Raw genomic sequence first — 16567 nt, 5'->3', positions numbered from 1 at the left:
GGTGAGATGGCCGCCCCGCAAACGAGGCCGGCCCGTCACTTGACCAAAGTCGTACAAGTGTTCGCAATTCGAACAATATGCTAGATTGATCCCTGATGACCTATCAACTCGATACAGACCAACTGCGATGACGCGTGCCATGCATGACGAGACCCTGACCCCCGATGATCGTGACTTCGTCACCGCCCTGGCCAGCGGGCTGGAGGTGATCCAGGCCTTCGACGACAGTTCGCCGCGCATGACGCTGAGCGAGGTTGCTACCAAGACAGGCATGAACCGGGCACGCGCCCGCCGCTTCCTGCTGACGCTGCATGCCCTCGGCTACGTGCGCAAGCAGCAGCGCCACTTCGAGCTCGCGCCCAAGGTCCTTCAGCTCGGCTACGCCTTCCTGTCGGCCAACAACTATCGATCGGTGATCCAGCAGTACCTGGAAGACATCACCGCCGAGATCGGCGAATCCTCGTCGCTGGGGGTGCTGGACGGCGACGATGTCATGTACGTGGCCCGCTCCTCCGCCAAGCATAGACTGATGGCGATCACCCTGTCGGTCGGCACGCGCCTGCCGGCGGCCTACACCTCGATGGGGCGAGTGCTGCTGGCCCAGCTCTCCGACGAGGCCCTGGAGGCCTACCTGGCGCGAGTGACGCTCGAGGCCCACACCGATCGCTCGATCACCGACGTAGCGCAGCTGCGCAACTGCATCGACCAGGTACGCCAGCAGGGCTACAGCATCGTCGATCAGGAGCTGGACCCGGGGCTGCGCTCCCTGGCGGTGCCGGCCTTCGACGCCAACGGCAAGCTGCTGGGCGCCATCAACGTCAGCACCAACGCCGCGCGCATCGACTTCGACACCCTGACTCAATCGTTCCTGCCGCTGCTGCAGGACAAGGTGCAGCTGATTCGCGCCAATGTCAGCTGACCCCCGCGCCTGATTGACGCCCGCCGCCAGCGTCATGCCAGCGGTTCATAATCACACGGCCTTCCACACGAGACGGGAGTGCTACGGCAAGGAGGCCACGTTTGCTCGACATCCTCGCCATCACCACTCCGATCTTCGCGATCATCGGGCTGGGCTACCTGGCTCGGGCCGGCCGCCTCATCGGCCATGAGGCGATTCAGGGGATCGGCACCTTCGTCATGTACTTCGCTCTGCCGGCACTGGTCATTCGCGCGCTGACCCAGAATCCCCTCAAGGAGGTTTTCGATCCCCACTATCTGCTGGCCTACGGCGCCGGCTCGCTGGCGGTGTTCGCCCTCGGCCTGGCGCTCACGCTGGAGCTGGAACGCAAGTCGCTGGCCACCGCCGCTATCCAGACCCTGGGAATGTCGGCCTCCAACAGCGGCTTCATCGGCTACCCGGTAGCCGCCATGGTGCTCGGGCCGCCCGCGGCGATGTTCCTGGCCCTGAACATGCTGATCGAGAACCTGCTGATCATTCCCCTGGCGCTGATTCTCGCCGAGCTGGGCCAACAGGCCGGCAACGGCCTTCGCGAGACACTGCGCCAGACGGGATTGCGCCTGGCACGCAACCCGGTATTGATCGGACTCGTGATCGGCATGCTGCTAGCCGCAACAGGAGGCCCTCTGCCAGCCCCCCTGGCCAAGGTCATCGACATGCTGGCCGGCGCCGCCGGCCCCGCCGCGCTGTTCGTGATCGGGGGGTCGCTGTACGGCCTGAAGCCTAGGGGCATGGTGCGAGATATGGGGCAGATCGCCGTCGGCAAGCTGATACTGCACCCGCTGTTAGTGTTCGGCGTTTTTCTGCTGCTGCCGGACGTCGATCCCCTACTGATCACCGGCGCCCTGCTGTTCGCCTGCGCGCCGATGATCAGTGTCTATCCGCTGTTCGGGCAGCGCTTCGGGCTTGGCGACATCAGCGCCGCGGCGCTGATGGTCAGCACCCTGGCCTCCTTCCTGACCATCAGCCTGACACTGTGGCTGATCCGCCACGGCGGGCTCTTCGTCACGCCCTGACGACGTCGATGCCTCAGACGCCGGCCATCACCGCCTCCAGGGCCAGGCCATAGCCGCGACTTCCGAGCCCGGCGATCACGCCATCGGCACGCAACGAGACATAAGAGTGGTGGCGAAAGGCCTCACGCTGGTGAACGTTGGAAAGATGCACCTCGATCACCTTGCCGTCGAAGGCGTTGAGGGCATCGAGGATGGCCACCGAGGTGTGGGTATAGGCAGCGGGGTTGATGATGATGGCAGCAGTGCCGTCGAGCCGGGCGGCGTGGATAGCATCGATCAGCTCACCCTCGTGGTTGCTCTGCCGACAGTCGATCTCCCAGCCCGCGCCCTGGGCCTGCTCGCGCAGGGTTGAGTCGATGTCGGCGAGGGTCTCGCGGCCGTAGATCTCCGGCTGGCGGGTCCCCAGCAGGTTGAGGTTGGGGCCGTGCAGCACAAGTGCCTTGTTCATTTCATGATGTCCTTCATCAGTGTGGCAGGCGTCACGTCGCCGGCTCGAGCAGTCGTTGCCAGGCATCGATGACCGCCCGGCGGTGTTCCGCGAAGTCGGCGTTGCGGCCGCGGCCCGGCTCGCGGGTCAGGGCCGATCGGTGGGCCGCGGTGCGGCAGGCCAGGTAGGCCTCGCGCAGCCGCTGGCAGTCCTCGGCGGGCAGCCGGCCGCTGCTCTCCAGGGTCTCGAGGATGCGCATGTTGTCGCTGTAGGTCAGCAGCGCCGGCGTCTCGTGGGACATCGCCAGCACCGCGTACTGGCACAGAAACTCGATATCGACCATGCCGCCCGGGTCCTGCTTGAGGTCGAAGTCGTCGCCCTCCCCGCCGCCGGCCAGGTGCTCGCGCATCTTGTGGCGCATCGCCACCACCTCCTCGCGCAGCGTGGCGGTGTCGCGTGCTCGACCGAGGATCTCGCCGCGCACGGCATCGAAGCCCTCAGCCAGCTCGGCATGCCCGGCCACCACCCGGGCCCGCACCAGTGCCTGGTGCTCCCAGGTCCAGGCCTCGCGGCGCTGGTAGTCGGCGAAGGCGTCGAGGCTCGACACCAGCAGGCCGGCGTTGCCGGACGGCCGCAGGCGCATGTCGACCTCATACAGGCTGCCCGCCGGGGTCACCGCGGTCAGCAGGTGGATGATGCGCTGGCCGAGCCGGGTGAAGAACACGGCATTGTCCAGCGGCCGCTGGCCGTCGGTGCTGCCCTGAGTCGCGCCGTCGTGGAGGAACACCAGGTCAAGGTCCGAGCCATAGCCGAGCTCGATACCGCCGAGCTTGCCGTAGCCAACGATCAGAAACTCGGCGGCCTGGCCGCAGCGCTCGCCGTCGCGGCGCAGCGGAAAGCCGTGCTTGCGGGTCAGATGCTTCCAGGCCATGCCCAGCACCGTCTCCAGCACCACCTCGGCGATGTAGGTCAGGTAGTCGCTGACCTTCATCAGGTGGCGGGTGCCGGCGATGTCGGAGGCCGCCACGTGCAGCACCTGGGCATGCTTGAAGACTCGCAGCGCCTCCAGCTCGGCCTCCTCGTCGCCCTCGGGGATGCGCCCCAGGGCCTGGCGCAGCTCGTCGGCCAGCCGCGTCTTGTCGGCCGGAGTGTAGAGGGTGTCCGGCGTCAGCAGCTCGTCGAGCAGGATGGGGTGACGCGCCAGCTGCTCGGCGATCCAGGGACTGGCACTGCACAGCCGCATCAGGTGCTCCAGCGCCTCGGGGTTCTCACGCAGCAGCGCCAGATAGGCGGTGCGCCGCAGCACCGACTCGACCAGCGGCAGCACCCGCTCCAGGGCCATGTCCGGGGCGTCGCTGGCCGCCGCGGCATCGAGCAGCAGCGGCATCAACGCCTCCAGCCGCTCGTAGCCGATGCGCTGCATGGCCTGCACCTGGCGCGAGTCGCGCAGCGCGCGCAGCCGGCGGTAGGCGGCGGCCGAGTCGGCGAAGCCCGCCTCTTCGAGGCGCAACAGGGCCTCTTCCTCGCCCTGGACATCGCGCCACAGCGCCCGCCATTCCTCCAGCTCGACGCCGCCCGCCTCGGCGGCGGTCTCGTCCTCGACTTCCTCCTCGGGGTCGGCGATCACCGCATCGAAGTGCCGCCGCACCCGGGCGCGCACCTCGTCGAGCCTCGCCATCAGCGCCGGCCAGTCCTCCATGTCGAGCGCCAGCGCCAGGCGTTCGCGATCGACCTCCTCGGCCGGTAGGGTCTGGGTCTGGCGGTCCTCCAGGGCCTGGAGGGCGTGCTCGATGTCGCGCAGGAAGACGTAGTCGGGGGTGAGTTCCTCGACCACCTCTTCGGGCAGCAGGCCGAGCTCTGGCAAGCGCTCCAGGGCGGTCGCGAGCGAGGTGACCTGCAGCTCGGTGTCGCGTCCGCCGCGGATCAGCTGGAAGGCCTGGACCACGAACTCCACCTCGCGGATGCCGCCGGGGCCGAGCTTGATGTTGCCCTGCATCCCCCGGCGACGCACCTCGCGGTTGATCATCGCCTTGAGTTCACGCAGCGATTCGATGGCGCCGAAGTCCAGGTACTTGCGATAGACGAAAGGCCGCACGCTGGCCAGCAGTTCGGCGCCGGCGCCCAGGTCGCCGGCCACCGGGCGCGCCTTGAGCATGGCGTAACGCTCCCACTCGCGGCCCTGGTCCTGGTAGTAGCTGGCCAGCGAGGCAAAGCTGCCGACCAGCGGGCCGCCGTCGCCCAGCGGGCGCAGGCGCATGTCGACGCGGAAGGCGAAGCCGTCGGCGGTCACCGCGTCCAGGGCGGTGATCAGTTTCTGACCGAGCTTGGTGAAGTATTCCTGGTGTTCGAGCGCCTTGCGGCCGCCCTGCGTCTCGCCCTTCTCGGGGAAGGCGAAGATCAGGTCGATGTCCGAGGAGAGGTTCAGTTCACCGGCGCCCAGCTTGCCCATGCCGAGCACCACCAGGCGCTGCTCGCTGCCGTCGGCGCGCGGCGCCGGGCGTCCCCAGCGCGCCTCGAGGTGGCGTTCGAGCCAGGCCAGGGCCTGCTCGAGGCAGGCCTCGGCAAGTCGAGTCACGGCGGCGGCGGTGGCCCACATGTCGATGCCCGGCGGGCGGGTCAGGTCGCGCCACACGATGCCCAGCATGCGCGCGCGGCGGAAGCGTCGGATGGCGGCATGCATGGCCGCCTCGTCCTCGGCGCTCTCCAGGCGCTCGGCGAGGGTCTCGTGCCACGCCGCCCCGTCGGGTGCAGCGTCCAGCTCGCCGGCGGCATCGAGGTGGGGCAGCCAGTCGGGGTGGCGAATCAGCGTCTCGGCGGCGAAGTCCGAGATCGCCAGTACCCGAGCCAGCTGCTCGCGGCGATGCGGCGCCAGCGCCGCCCAGGTCTCGCCCGGCCCTTCCTGGTCCTGCAGCGAGGCCAGGTTGTCGGCCTGCTCGAGGGCAGTGCCGAGGCGCTCCCAGGCATGATGCAGCGGCGCCACCAGCGGCTCGGGAATGGCATCCAGCGGCAGGAAGTCATCGGGCAGGGCCATGGGCATCTCGCATCCGGTTGATCGATACCCTTCAGCATACCCAAGCCGAGGCGGCTCACACTAGCTCAGCCCAGGAAGCGACCCCAGCCGATCAGCCCCCAGGTCAGCGCGACGGTCATCAGCGACAGCATCACCGCCGCCGAGCCGATGTCCTTGGCGCGCCCGGACAGCTTGTGGCGCTCGGGGCCGATGCGGTCGACCACGCTCTCGATGGCGCTGTTGAGCAGCTCGACGATCAGCACCAGCAGGCAGCTGCCCATCAGCAGGATCCACTCCACCGGCTCGCGGCCGACCCACACGGCCAGCGGCAGCAGGATCACGCAGATGCCGAGTTCCTGGCGAAAGGCGGCCTCGTGGCGGTAGGCCGCCCCAAGGCCCTTGAGGGAATAGCGGGTGGAGTGCACCAGGTGGCGCCAGCCGGTGTGTCCGGGTTTCATCTGCAGCATCCGTCAGCGATTGGCTTCGAAGCCGCGATGGTAGCAGAGCCGAACGTCGCGCGTGTTACGCCAACCAGGCCAGGGCGGCACTGGCCAGCGTCGCCATGCCGGTCTTCAGCGTCGCCGCCTGCCCCGGTGAATAGTAGGGCGAATGCGGCATCTCAAGATGGCGCATCTTCTCGGCGACGCCGTTGCCCGGGGTGTCGCGCCAGCGCGCCTCGGGCGTCGAACCGATAAACCAGTACACACAGGGGATGTCCTCGCCGCCGAAGCCGCCTGCCTCGGCATTGCCGAAGTAGGGAAAATCCTCGCTGCCGTTGAGACGCGGCATGGCGAACAGCCGTTCCTCGCCGAACTGGGCGGCGTGGGCACGGCGCACCCGCTCGACGCTCGCTTCGTCGTTGTGCAGGGCGAGGGTCTCGGTGAGCACCCGAAATTCCGGCTCCCGGGGCGAACGACCGGCCTGGCACTCAGCGTGGATGATGCGCTCTATGGCCTCGAGCACCTGGCGATGCAGGGCGTTGTCGAAGCCGCGCACGTTGATCTCTAGCTCCGCCGTATGGGGAATGATATTGCCCTGGGTGCCGGCGTGCAGCTTGCCGACTGTGACCACTACCGTCTCCTCGGGCGGCACCTCCCGGGCGACGATGGTCTGCAGGCGGGTCACCACGTGGGCGGCGATCACCACAGGGTCGACGGTCTGGGCCGGCATCGAGCCGTGGCCGCCATCGCCGTGGATGGTCACGCCCAGGGTGGTGGCGGCAGCCATGGCGCTGCCGGCGATATGCCCCACCGTGCCTTCCCGGGCCGGCATGTTGTGCTGTCCGAGCACGATATCCGGCCGCGCGAAGCGCTCGTAGAGGCCGTCGTCCAGCATCGCCTGGGCGCCACCGAACACCTCCTCGGCGGGCTGGGCGACCAGCATCAGGGTTCCTCGCCACTGCTCGCGGAGCCCGGCCAGCACCGCGCCGGCGCCCACCAGGCAGCTGCTGTGCAGGTCGTGGCCGCAGGCATGCATCACCGGCACTCGCTTACCCTCGGCGGTCTCGGCGGTCTCGCGGCTGGCGAAGTCGAGCCCGGTCTGCTCCTCGATGGGCAGGGCATCCATGTCGCCGCGCAGCATCACCGTGGGGCCCTCGCCGTTGCGCAGCAGGGCCACCACGCCGGTACCGCCGACGCCGCGGGTCACCTCGTAGCCCAGGGCCTCCAGCGCCTCGGCGATCTTGGCGCCGGTGCGATGCTCCTGGAAGGGCAGCTCCGGGTGGCAATGCAGGTCCCTGTAGAGGCCCTGCACCCGCTCCAGGGCCTGTTCGACCCGTGTCTCGATGGATGTCTTCCTGCCCGCCTGCTCTGCGTGATGGCTCATGGATCACTCCTTCTGGATAGAAAATTCTGGCGCGAATCAGGCCTCGGCCCGAGCAGCCACCTGCCTGGCCAGCAGCGCCTGGCACACGCCCAGCACCACCAGGTTGGCGAGCACGCCCCAGACGCCGGCATGCCAGCCCAGCGGGGAGCCGATTCCGAAATCGAGCAGCAGGAAGGTCAGGCTGCCGGCGATGGCGCCGGCCATGACGCTGACGCGCCGCAGCGATGGGAAGAACAGCGCACCCAGCACCATCGGGAAGAGCTGCACGATCACGCCATAGGCGGTAAGCAGGATCATCACCAGCGAGGCCGGGTTGAGCAGGGCGATGCCATAGGCCGCCAGCGACAGGCCCAGCACGCTCCAGCGGGTCGCCGACACCGAGGCTCGCTCGCTGGCACCTCGCATCAGGGTGGTGCCGAGAACATCGCGGACCAGCACCACGGCCGCGGTGTGGGCCAGGTTGGCACCGGTGGACATGGCCGCCGCCAGGGCGCCGGAAAGCATCAGCCCGACCACCCAGGGCGAGAAGTCGGCAACGTCCATGACCAGGCGCAGCAGCACCGTATCGGGGCGCGCCAGCGGCGCATCGGCGAAGACCAGCACGCCGGCGAAGCCGATCAGCAGCAACGGCACCAGCAGGTAGGCATAGAGCGGATAGAAGACGCTGACCTGACGCAGGCTACGCCCGCTGTCGGCGGAGTAGAACTTCATGAACAGGTGCGGCCACATGGCGCCGCCGAAGGCGCTGATCAGTATGGCGGTGCTGAAGTAACCCCAGCCCATGCCATTGGCGCCGGGCAGGATCAGGTGATCGGGCGCCTCGACCTGGAGGCGGGCGAACATCTCGCCGACGCCGTCGAACAGCCGCTCGGGAATCGCCAGGCCGAGGAACCAGGCGATGGCGATCATCGTGATGCCCTGCACCAGGTTGGTCCAGCCGATGCCGCTCAGGCCACTGCAGAACACGTAGGCGGCCACCACCAGGAAGGCCAGCAGGGCACCCAGCCAGAAGGGCACCAGGCCGTCGGTCGCAGCCGCGAACAGCAGCCCGGCGCCGGCGATCTGGATGGTCAGATAAGGCACCAGAGCCACCACTCCGATCACGCCGGCGAGCATCCCCAGGCCCTTGCTCTGGTAGTGGTCGGCGATCATGTCACCCTGGGTGAGATAGCCCCGGGCGCGTCCCAGCGCGGCGACCCGCGGTCCCAGCATCCAGATGGTGATCGGCACCAGCGACAGGTAGGCGAGGATGTAGAAGGCCGGCGCGCCATGCTGGTAGGCCCAGCCGGGCGTGCCGAGGAAGGCGAAGGCCGAGAAGATCTCGGCGCCGAGGATGAAGAACAGGATCACCACCCCGACATGACGCCCGCCGGCGACATAGCCTTCCAGGCTCGATCCGCCCTGGCCGCGGGCACGCAGGCCCACCCACAGCACCACCAGCAAGTAGGCCAGGGTAACGCCGGTCACGATCATGGCATCACTCATCGCGATGCCCTCCGTGCCGCACGCCGAAGGCCACCCACATGCCGATGAACAGCACCAGCATCCACAGGATGTACCAGGCAAACAGGAACGGCAGGCCGAACACGATCGGCTCTATGCGGTTGGCGATCAGCGCGCCGGGCCAAATCATCGCCAGGGTGCACAGGGCGAAGTGCAGCCCGACCAGCGTGTGGTAGGTCTTGCTCATGGGAGTCGTCCAGCTCGCCGGTGGCGAGTCTTGTTATGGGTTGTCACTGGACTATGGCGCAGAACAGCCGATACAAAAAATATCTATAATAGATGCCACCCATACCTTTTCGGCATCTCAAGCAAGGCATCATCCATGGAGTTTCGACAGCTGCACTACTTCCTCGCCGTGGTCGAGGAAGGCTCGGTGTCCGCGGCGAGCCGCCGGGTACATGTCGCCCAGCCGGCGCTGACACGCCAGATCCGGCTGCTGGAGGAAGATCTCGAGACGCGACTCTTCGAGCGTCACGCCCGAGGCATGCGGCTAACGGTGGCGGGTCGCGCCCTTCAGGAAGAGGCCCGGGAGCTGCTCGACCGGCGTGCGCGACTAAGGACGCGCCTCTGGAGTCTCGGGCAGGGCGTCATCGGCCGGGTCAGCCTGGGCGTGACGGTGACGCACCTGTGGGTGCCGGAGGTCGCCGGCCTGCTGGCGGGCTATCGCGACCGCTACCCGCAGGTGGCCTTCGAGGTCTTTCCGCTGCTGTCGGGCCCCCAGCTCGAACGCCTGCAGGACGGCAGTCTCGACGCCGGCATCCTCTACCTCGACGACGACAACCAGCCCGGCCTGGAGGCGCGGCTGCTGCAGCGAGATCACCTGATCCTGGCGGTGCCGGAGCGCTCGCCCTGGGCGACCGAGCCGCCGACAAGGCTCCAGGATGTGGCGAACGCGGACTTCATCTGGGGCTTTCGCGAGGTCTCCCCCCACTACTACGACCGCATGCAGGCCCACTTCCGGCACCTCGATTTCCAGCCCCGGGTGGTGCAGTACGGCGCCGACAACATCGCCCTGCTCGGCATGGTGGCCGCCGGCCTGGGCATCGCCATCCTGCCCGCCGCCAGCAGCAGCCACCCGACGCCCGGCGTGCGTTTCCTGCGCCTCCCCGAGCTTGAAGCCTGCGAGATGAGCCTGTGGTTTGCCTGGCGGCCGGACAACGACTCACCGGCCCTGCACAACCTGGTCGCGCTGGCGACTCAGTGAGCCCGAATCATCGTCGCCAGGTCCTCGGACAGCCGGTCCAGCACCTGCGACCAGCTCAGGTAGGGCGTCGAGCCGGTGCCATTGACCAGCACGCTGAACACGCCCCAGCGCCCGGAGAGGGTACGGAAATAACCGGCCGCGGCGCGCACCGACACCGGCTGGTTGAGGGTCCCGGTCTTGAGCATCACATGGTCCTGGAAGATCGCAGGACCACGGCGGATGAAGCGCATCACGCCGTTGCTCGGCGACTGCAGTGCCGCGACGAAGCTCGGGAACAGCGAGGGCTGGCGGAACATGTGCTCCAGCAGCACGTTCACCCCGGCGGCGCTGGTGCGGTTCTCCGGCGTCAGGCCGCTGCCGCTGTCCAGGCGCAGCGGGCCGTGCCCCGGCAGGCTCCCGGCGAACGCCTCGATGGCATCGCTGCCCTGGGTCAGAGAGGGCCGTGCCCCCGTCGCCAGATCCAGGGCGAGCGTATCGGCCATGAAATTGTTGGAATAGTTGAGGGTGCGCAGCAGCAGCTCCTGCAGCGGCTTGCCGTCCACCGCGGCGAGACGATGGGCCCCGGCCGGCGGCTCCAGGGTGGTGGTGGCGTGCCCGCCCGCCACCGGGATACCGGCCTGCTCGAGCATGGCTATCAGGGTACGCCCCGTCTGATCGGCGGGATCGGAGCTGGTGCGGTAGAGCTGACGCGGGTAGGCGTTGGTGGAGATCTGGCCGTCGACGCGCATGACATCGCCCTGGCCGTCGGTCACCCGCAGCGCCGTCAGCTGGGTACCGCTGTCAGCGGGCTTGGTCTCGATGCGATTGTCGATGCGCACCAGCGCGGTCTGGCCATCGCAGGGGGTGACCACCGCCGGCGCACCGGCCGAGCGTGCCGGCGCCACGGTCACGCACCAGTTACCATAGTTGACCGCCGCCGAGGACAGCAGCGCACTGTAGGCGTTGTCGACCCGGCGCTGGCCCTCGCAGCGGTCGACGGTCAGGCAGCTCACCGGGCCAAAACGCCACTGGCTGACCACCAGACGCCCGGTGACCTCGCGTACCCCGGCCTGATGGAGACGCTGTACCAGCCGCCACAGGTCCTCGGTGGTCAACGCCGGGTCGCCGCCGCCGTCGAGAATCAGGTCGCCGTGCAGCACGCCCGCGGCATCGGGCTCGGTGGCACCGACCAGCTTCGTGGTGAAGCGATGCTGGGGGCCGAAGCGGTCGAGCGCCGCCGCTGCCAGATAGATCTTGGAGACCGACGCCGGCGCCAACTGCTGCCCCGGGGACAGGCTACCCAGCGTCTCACCCGGCTCACCGTTGCCTAGCAGGCGCGCTTCGGCCCCTATTCGGAAGCCGTCGTCGGCCAGTTCCTCGAGGTGCGAGAAGCCCTGCGCCAGCGCGGTCAGGGGCAACAGGAGCAGCAGGGAGAGGCAGAGCGACAGGCGGCGAAACAGCATGAGGGTCATCCGTGGCAGGAGCGATGAAAGAAGACGGCAACGCCGCAGTCTACCCCCGCCCCGGTCGCGATTCGACCGCCTTCACCTCAATGCGCGGACACCTGGGAGAAGGCCTGGATGATCACCACTCCACCGATGATCATCGCCAGCCCCAGCACGGCAGGCAAATCGAGACGCTCGCCATAGACCAGGATGCCGATCAGGGTGACCAGCACGATGCCGAGCCCCGCCCAGATGGCGTAGGCGATGCCCACCGGCAGGGTGCGCAGCGCCAGGGTCAGTAGATAGAAAGTGATGGCATAGCCGACCACCACTACCAGGCTCGGCCACAGCCGAGTGAACTCCTGGGAGGCCTTGAGCGAACTGGTCGCGACCACCTCGGCGATGATCGCCAGCGCCAGGTACAGATAGGCCATCAGGCACCTCCCCGCGCCAGATAGCGGCGCATCGCCAGATCGAACAGGGTATTGAAGACCATGGCATAGGCCAGGAAGAACAGCATGAAGCCGAGGTCCAGCCAGAAGGCCTCCATCAGGCCGATGTCCATCCACCAGGCCACCGCCGGCAAGGTCATCACCAGCAGTCCCAGCTCGAAGCCGAAGGCCTGGGCAAAGCGCTGCACCAGGCTGCGCCGGCGCGTCGGCACCAGCGCATCGAAAGCGCGGTTCCAGACCAGGTTCCAGAGCATGGCGGCCGTGGCCAGCCCCACCGCCAGCACACCGATCTCGCCCATGTCATGGCCGGTCAGCCAGCTGGCGAGCGGGGTGACCATCACCAGCCCGCCGGCTTCGAATAGCAGAGTATGCGTCAGTCGTTCCTTCCAGGAGCGCATCGTGACCTCCCGTGATCCTGTCGTCGCGAAGCCGTCGGGGCCTCGACCTGAGCGCCTATTCTCGCCATGATGAAGATGGATACGAGTTAGATTCCATCTAGAAATCCGATAGGTCACCCATGCGCTGGACCCTCGACCAGTTGGAAGTGCTCATCGCCTGCGCCGAGCGCGGCTCCTTCTCCGCCGCGGCCCGCCACCTGGGCCGGGCCCAGTCGGCGGTAAGCACCGCCATCGCCCACCTCGAAGCCGATCTGGACTGCACCCTGTTCGATCGAGCCGGCCGGTTGCCGCGCCTGACCGAGGCCGGTGAGGCCCTGCTCCACGAGGCCCGGGCGGTACTTCAGCAGTGCCAGCGCCTGGACTCCCGGGCCCGCGCCATCGCCCAGGGCGAGGAAGCCCGGCTGGTGCTGGCCATCGACGAGGCGCTGGTCGAGATGCCCCCGGTGGACGAGACGCTCGAGGCCCTGGCCCAGCACTATCCCGCCCTTCAACTGACGCTGCTGTACGGCGCCCAGGGCGATATCGCCCGCTGGGTAGAGGATCGCACGGCCGACCTGGGCATCCTGCTCGGCCGACTCGGCCGCGGCCCGCTGCTGGAAGGAGTGCCGATCGCCCACCTGCGCCAGTCGCTGGTGGTCGGGCGCGATCATCCCCTGGCGGAGCGCGGCTCCCCCACGCCCGGCGACCTGGCCGCCCATCGCCAGCTGCTGATCGCCTCTCGCTCCGAGGGCGATGCCGCGGCACCGCTCAGCGCGCAGTGCTGGCGCCTCAACAGCTTCTACTCCATGGCCGAGCTGGTTACCCGCGGCCTCGGCTGGGCCCTGGTGCCCGAGCACATCGCCCAGTATCCACCGTTTCGCGAGCATCTGGTGGCCATCTCCGTCGAGTCGCTGGGCCTGCTCCCGGTCATCGAGGTGGAGACGGTATCCCGCCGCGACGCGGCCCAGGGGCCAATCACCCGCTGGCTGCGCGGCACCCTGGGGGAGCGCTTCCGCGACCGCCGCCAACGCTAGGGGAAACCCCGACTCGTGACTGCGCTCGCGCCTGGCGCGCACCGCACCCCCTCAAGCGACGGGGAACAGCTCGGGGCGATGCGGCAGCTCGGCCGCCAGGCGCCACAGCGGCTGGCCGCTGAGGTGATACTTGCGCTCGAAGTGGGTCAGGAAGTCACCGTCGGGATCATAGGCCTCCACCGGCGCGGCGACGCCGGTCGCCTGCTCGATCGCCAGGGAAAACTCCTCGACGTAGAGCCGCCAGTTGGAGCGCAGCTCCAGCCGGCCGCCCAGCGCCAGGATGGCGGGGAACACCGGATGCCCCTGCCAGCGCATCTTGAGGTGAGCGGCCTTGGGGTAAGGGTTGGGGTAGAGCAGATAATGACGCACCGGGCGCCAGCCCGTCGCCAGCGCCAGGCGCCAGAAATCCACCAGATCGGCGCGCACCAGCAGGGCGTTGTCGGGCAGCTCGCCGTGATCCCGCGACAGCCGGTCGGCGCTGCGATCGACGCCGATCACCGCACCGTCGGGATAGGCCTCGGCCAATCGGCGCGTCGACAGTCCCACGCCGCAGCCGGCGTCGAGGATCAGCGGCATGTCGGCCCGCGCCGTTCGCCAGGCCTCGGCCGCGGCGAAGGCCTGGCGGGTGTGTTCGGCCAGCGGCTTGCGCAGCGGATGGGTCAGGGCCCGGTCGACCCGACGCGCCAGGTCCTGATGGGGACCGGGCTGGTTGGAAGTGATGATGCGAGAACGCTCGGACATGACGGTGACGGGTCAACGACTGGAGAAAGGCGCGCATTCTACCAGCCATCGCCCGTCTCGCGCGCCTGCCGCCTTCCCCCACCCTCGCATGACGGCGCACCGGGCCGGGTGCTATGATCCTTGGCCAAAAGGACAATAGCAGCCCATATATCAACCGCACTACGAGGAACCCGGCTTGTCACATTTACCGGTGATCGTGGGCATGGGCGGCGTGAACCCCGCCGGCCGAGCCTCGGGCCATCAGGCGTTTCGCCGCACCGTGCTCGACGCCCTTCCCGACGACGTTCAGGCCCAGACCCTGCTCGGCCTGGCGGCCATGATGCGCCTGGCCAGCGCCCAGGCAGACGATGCCTGGCACGACGTCGATGGCCAGCCCCTCGATGCTGCGGCCATCGTCGAGCAGACCCGCCAGCGCGTGCTCGACCACACCCTGATCCGGCGCATCGAGGATCCCCGCTTCAACGCCGAGGGGCTGCCGGCCAATCGCCGAGCCAGCCTGGCCCTCGAGAGCCCGATGACGTTCCGCGTGCGCCGCCGCCAGCTGCCCGAGAGCCTGCCGCCCACCTGGCAGGTGCGCGAGGTCGACCGCCGCACCCTCGAGGTCTCGGTGCCGGCCGGCGAGATGGACGTGATGCTTCCCGAGACTCGTCAGGCCCAGGTGCGCGCCGCCGGCCAGCTGCCCTCGGGCTTCGAGCCCAGCCAGCTCTACCGCAGCGTCCACCATCCTCGCGGCCTGTCCATGGCGATCTTCGCGGCCAGCGACTGCCTCGGCGACAGCGGCCTGGAGTGGGATACGCTGCGCGACCGCCTCGACCCCGACCAGGTCGCCGTCTACGCCGGCAACTCCATCGGCCAGCTCGATGACGAGGGCTGGGGCGGGCTGCTCAAGAGCTTCGTCTCCGGCAAGCGCGCCACCTCCAAGCAGATGCCCCTAGGCTACGGCCAGATGCCCGCCGACTTCCTCAACGCCTATGTGCTGGGCAGCGTGGGCGGCACCGGGGCCGCGCTGGGCGCCTGTGCCAGTTTTCTCTACAACCTTCGCCTGGGGGTCGACGACATTCGTGCCGGCCGCCGCCGGGTGGTCATAGTCGGCACCGCGGACGCGCCCATCACGCCGGAAATCATCGAAGGCTTTCGCACCATGGGCGCGCTGGCCGACGACGAGAGCCTCAAGGCCCTGGACGCCCTGGAGTTGCTCACCGACCTGGATTACCAGCGCGCCTGCCGCCCTTTCGCCCGCAACTGCGGCTTCACCATGGGCGAGTCCAGCCAGTTCGTGATGCTGATGGATGACGCCCTGGCGTTGGAAGTCGGCGCCGAAGTACTGGGCAGCGTGCCGGACGTCTATGTCAACGCCGACGGCTGGAAGCGCTCGATCTCGGCGCCGGGCATCGGCAACTACATCACCCTCGGCAAGGCGGCCTCGCTGGTCCGCGAGCTGCTCGGCGAGACCGCCCTGCGCCAGCGCACCTTCCTGCATGCCCACGGCACCAGCACGCCGAAGAACCGCATCACCGAATCCCACGTCTTCGATCTGGTCGCCCGCGCCCACGACATCGAGGACTGGCCGGTGGTGGCGGTCAAGGCCTTCGTCGGGCATTCCCAGGGCAGCGCCGCCGGCGACCAGTTGACCAGCGCCCTGGGCAGCTTCGCCCACGGCCTGCTGCCGGGCATTCCCACCCTGGACGCCACGCTGCCCGACGACGTGCACGGGGAGCGGCTGCGGCTGTTCCGCGAGCCGCAGCGCTTCAACGCCGACGCCGCCTTCATCAATGCCAAGGGCTTCGGCGGCAACAACGCCACCGGCGTGGTGCTGTCGCCCGCGGTGACCGAGCGGCTGATGGCTGCCCGCCACGGCGAAGCGGCGATGAACGACTGGCGCCACCGCCGCGAGGATACCCGCCGGGCCGCCGCCGCCTATCTCCACGACGCCGATCACGGCCGCTTCCAGCCCCGCTACCGCTTCGGCGAAGGCGTGCTGGAAGGCCCGGAACTGGACGTCGGCGCCGACAGCATCCGGATTCCCGGCTACGCCAAGCCGGTGTCGCTTGCCGTGAACAACCCCTTCGGTACGCTCGACGACGGAGAAGCCTGATGAACGTCGCCGTCTACCCCGGCACCTTCGACCCCATCACCAACGGCCACTTCGACCTGATCGAGCGGGCCGCGCGACTGTTCGACAAGGTGGTGGTCGCCATCGCCACCAGCCCCGGCAAGGGGCCGGTGCTGGACCTGGACACGCGGATCGCCCTGGCCCGCACGGTCGTGACCGGCCTGGACAACGTCGAGGTGACCGGCTTCTCCGGCCTGATGACCGACTTCATGAAGCAGCAGCGGGCCCGCGTGCTGCTGCGCGGGCTGCGCGCAGTCTCGGACTTCGAGTACGAGCTGCAGCTGGCCAACATGAACCGTGCCCAGATGCCCGAGCTCGAGACCGTCTTCCTGACGCCCGAGGTGGAGAACTCCTACATCTCCTCCACCCTGGTACGCGAGATCGCCCGGCTCGGCGGCGACGTCTCGAAGCACGTGCACCCCGAGGTCGCCGAAGCGCTCAAGAGTCATTACAATACCTGACTAGAGCACTCGGGCATTCTGCC

At 68.5% G+C, this 16567-nt stretch carries 16 protein-coding genes; 6 read left to right on the top strand and 10 right to left on the bottom strand.

Translation table 11 applies throughout. The annotated features are described in order from the left end of the window. Positions 1–139: 139 nt before the first annotated feature. Both ACGTN6_RS06305 and ACGTN6_RS06300 read left to right on the top strand, forming a co-directional pair. Positions 140–919: an IclR family transcriptional regulator domain-containing protein gene (locus ACGTN6_RS06305; RefSeq protein WP_394590498.1), complete on the top strand. Its 780-nt coding sequence runs from the start codon at positions 140–142 to the stop codon at positions 917–919. A gap of 101 nt (positions 920–1020) precedes the next feature. After that, complete coding sequence (locus tag ACGTN6_RS06300) at positions 1021–1974, top strand: AEC family transporter (protein WP_394590496.1); 954 nt, start codon at positions 1021–1023, stop codon at positions 1972–1974. A gap of 13 nt (positions 1975–1987) precedes the next feature. On the opposite strand, the gene aroQ is transcribed toward ACGTN6_RS06300, so the two are convergent. From aroQ to ACGTN6_RS06270, 6 genes are all read right to left on the bottom strand, one after another. Beyond that, complete coding sequence (gene aroQ / locus ACGTN6_RS06295) at positions 1988–2422, bottom strand: type II 3-dehydroquinate dehydratase (RefSeq protein ID WP_394590494.1); 435 nt, start codon at positions 2420–2422, stop codon at positions 1988–1990. Between the two features lie 31 nt (positions 2423–2453). Next, positions 2454–5432: a bifunctional [glutamate--ammonia ligase]-adenylyl-L-tyrosine phosphorylase/[glutamate--ammonia-ligase] adenylyltransferase gene (glnE, locus tag ACGTN6_RS06290; RefSeq protein WP_394590492.1), complete on the bottom strand. Its 2979-nt coding sequence runs from the start codon at positions 5430–5432 to the stop codon at positions 2454–2456. A 65-nt stretch (positions 5433–5497) separates the two neighbouring features. After that, on the bottom strand, positions 5498–5869 hold the full coding sequence (locus tag ACGTN6_RS06285; RefSeq protein ID WP_394590490.1) for a diacylglycerol kinase: 372 nt from the start codon (positions 5867–5869) through the stop codon (positions 5498–5500). Between the two features lie 64 nt (positions 5870–5933). Beyond that, on the bottom strand, positions 5934–7235 hold the full coding sequence (locus ACGTN6_RS06280; RefSeq protein ID WP_394590488.1) for an amidohydrolase: 1302 nt from the start codon (positions 7233–7235) through the stop codon (positions 5934–5936). A 36-nt stretch (positions 7236–7271) separates the two neighbouring features. Further along, the gene (locus ACGTN6_RS06275) at positions 7272–8720 is read right to left on the bottom strand and encodes a sodium:solute symporter family protein (protein ID WP_394590486.1); all 1449 of its coding nucleotides are present in this window, start codon (positions 8718–8720) and stop codon (positions 7272–7274) included. Then, positions 8713–8925 (bottom strand): hypothetical protein, encoded by a 213-nt coding sequence (locus ACGTN6_RS06270; RefSeq protein WP_394590484.1) that lies wholly within the window; start codon positions 8923–8925, stop codon positions 8713–8715. Before ACGTN6_RS06270 ends, ACGTN6_RS06275 begins: the two co-directional genes overlap by 8 nt. Positions 8926–9060: 135 nt before the next feature. Here ACGTN6_RS06270 and ACGTN6_RS06265 point away from each other — a divergent pair, with 135 nt between their 5' ends. Next, positions 9061–9942, top strand: a complete 882-nt coding sequence (locus tag ACGTN6_RS06265; RefSeq protein ID WP_394590482.1) for a LysR family transcriptional regulator — start codon at positions 9061–9063, stop codon at positions 9940–9942. Here the strand turns inward: ACGTN6_RS06265 and dacB are convergent. The 3 genes from dacB to ACGTN6_RS06250 all read right to left on the bottom strand — a co-directional run bounded on the left by dacB (position 9936) and on the right by ACGTN6_RS06250 (position 12216). Next, entirely contained in the window at positions 9936–11384 is a 1449-nt protein-coding gene (dacB, locus tag ACGTN6_RS06260) for a D-alanyl-D-alanine carboxypeptidase/D-alanyl-D-alanine endopeptidase (protein WP_394590480.1), read from the bottom strand. The two genes, ACGTN6_RS06265 and dacB, sit on opposite strands and share 7 nt — an antisense overlap. An 86-nt stretch (positions 11385–11470) precedes the next feature. Continuing rightward, positions 11471–11803, bottom strand: a complete 333-nt coding sequence (locus ACGTN6_RS06255; RefSeq protein WP_394590623.1) for a DMT family transporter — start codon at positions 11801–11803, stop codon at positions 11471–11473. Continuing rightward, the gene (locus ACGTN6_RS06250; protein WP_394590478.1) at positions 11800–12216 is read right to left on the bottom strand and encodes a PACE efflux transporter; all 417 of its coding nucleotides are present in this window, start codon (positions 12214–12216) and stop codon (positions 11800–11802) included. The genes ACGTN6_RS06255 and ACGTN6_RS06250 overlap by 4 nt, the downstream gene beginning before the upstream one ends. A gap of 119 nt (positions 12217–12335) precedes the next feature. Between ACGTN6_RS06250 and ACGTN6_RS06245 the strand changes: the two genes are divergently transcribed. Next, positions 12336–13229, top strand: a complete 894-nt coding sequence (locus ACGTN6_RS06245; RefSeq protein WP_394590476.1) for a LysR family transcriptional regulator — start codon at positions 12336–12338, stop codon at positions 13227–13229. 51 nt (positions 13230–13280) lie between these two features. Here ACGTN6_RS06245 and trmB read toward each other — a convergent pair whose 3' ends face one another. Continuing rightward, positions 13281–13970: a tRNA (guanine(46)-N(7))-methyltransferase TrmB gene (trmB, locus tag ACGTN6_RS06240; RefSeq protein ID WP_394590474.1), complete on the bottom strand. Its 690-nt coding sequence runs from the start codon at positions 13968–13970 to the stop codon at positions 13281–13283. Between the two features lie 202 nt (positions 13971–14172). On the opposite strand from trmB, the gene ACGTN6_RS06235 reads away from it, so the two are divergent. Together ACGTN6_RS06235 and coaD are read left to right on the top strand one after the other, a co-directional pair. Beyond that, positions 14173–16065, top strand: coding sequence for a beta-ketoacyl synthase (locus ACGTN6_RS06235; protein ID WP_394590622.1), 1893 nt, complete (start codon positions 14173–14175; stop codon positions 16063–16065). Next, a complete protein-coding gene (gene coaD / locus ACGTN6_RS06230) occupies positions 16065–16544 on the top strand; it encodes a pantetheine-phosphate adenylyltransferase (RefSeq protein ID WP_394590472.1) in 480 nt (159 codons plus the stop codon). The genes ACGTN6_RS06235 and coaD overlap by 1 nt, the downstream gene beginning before the upstream one ends. The last annotated feature ends 23 nt before the right edge of the window (positions 16545–16567 follow it).

Source organism: Halomonas sp. B23F22_20 (genome assembly GCF_043496985.1).
Taxonomy (GTDB): Bacteria; Pseudomonadota; Gammaproteobacteria; order Pseudomonadales; family Halomonadaceae; genus Halomonas.
This window is presented reverse-complemented; position numbering and strand designations above follow the sequence as displayed.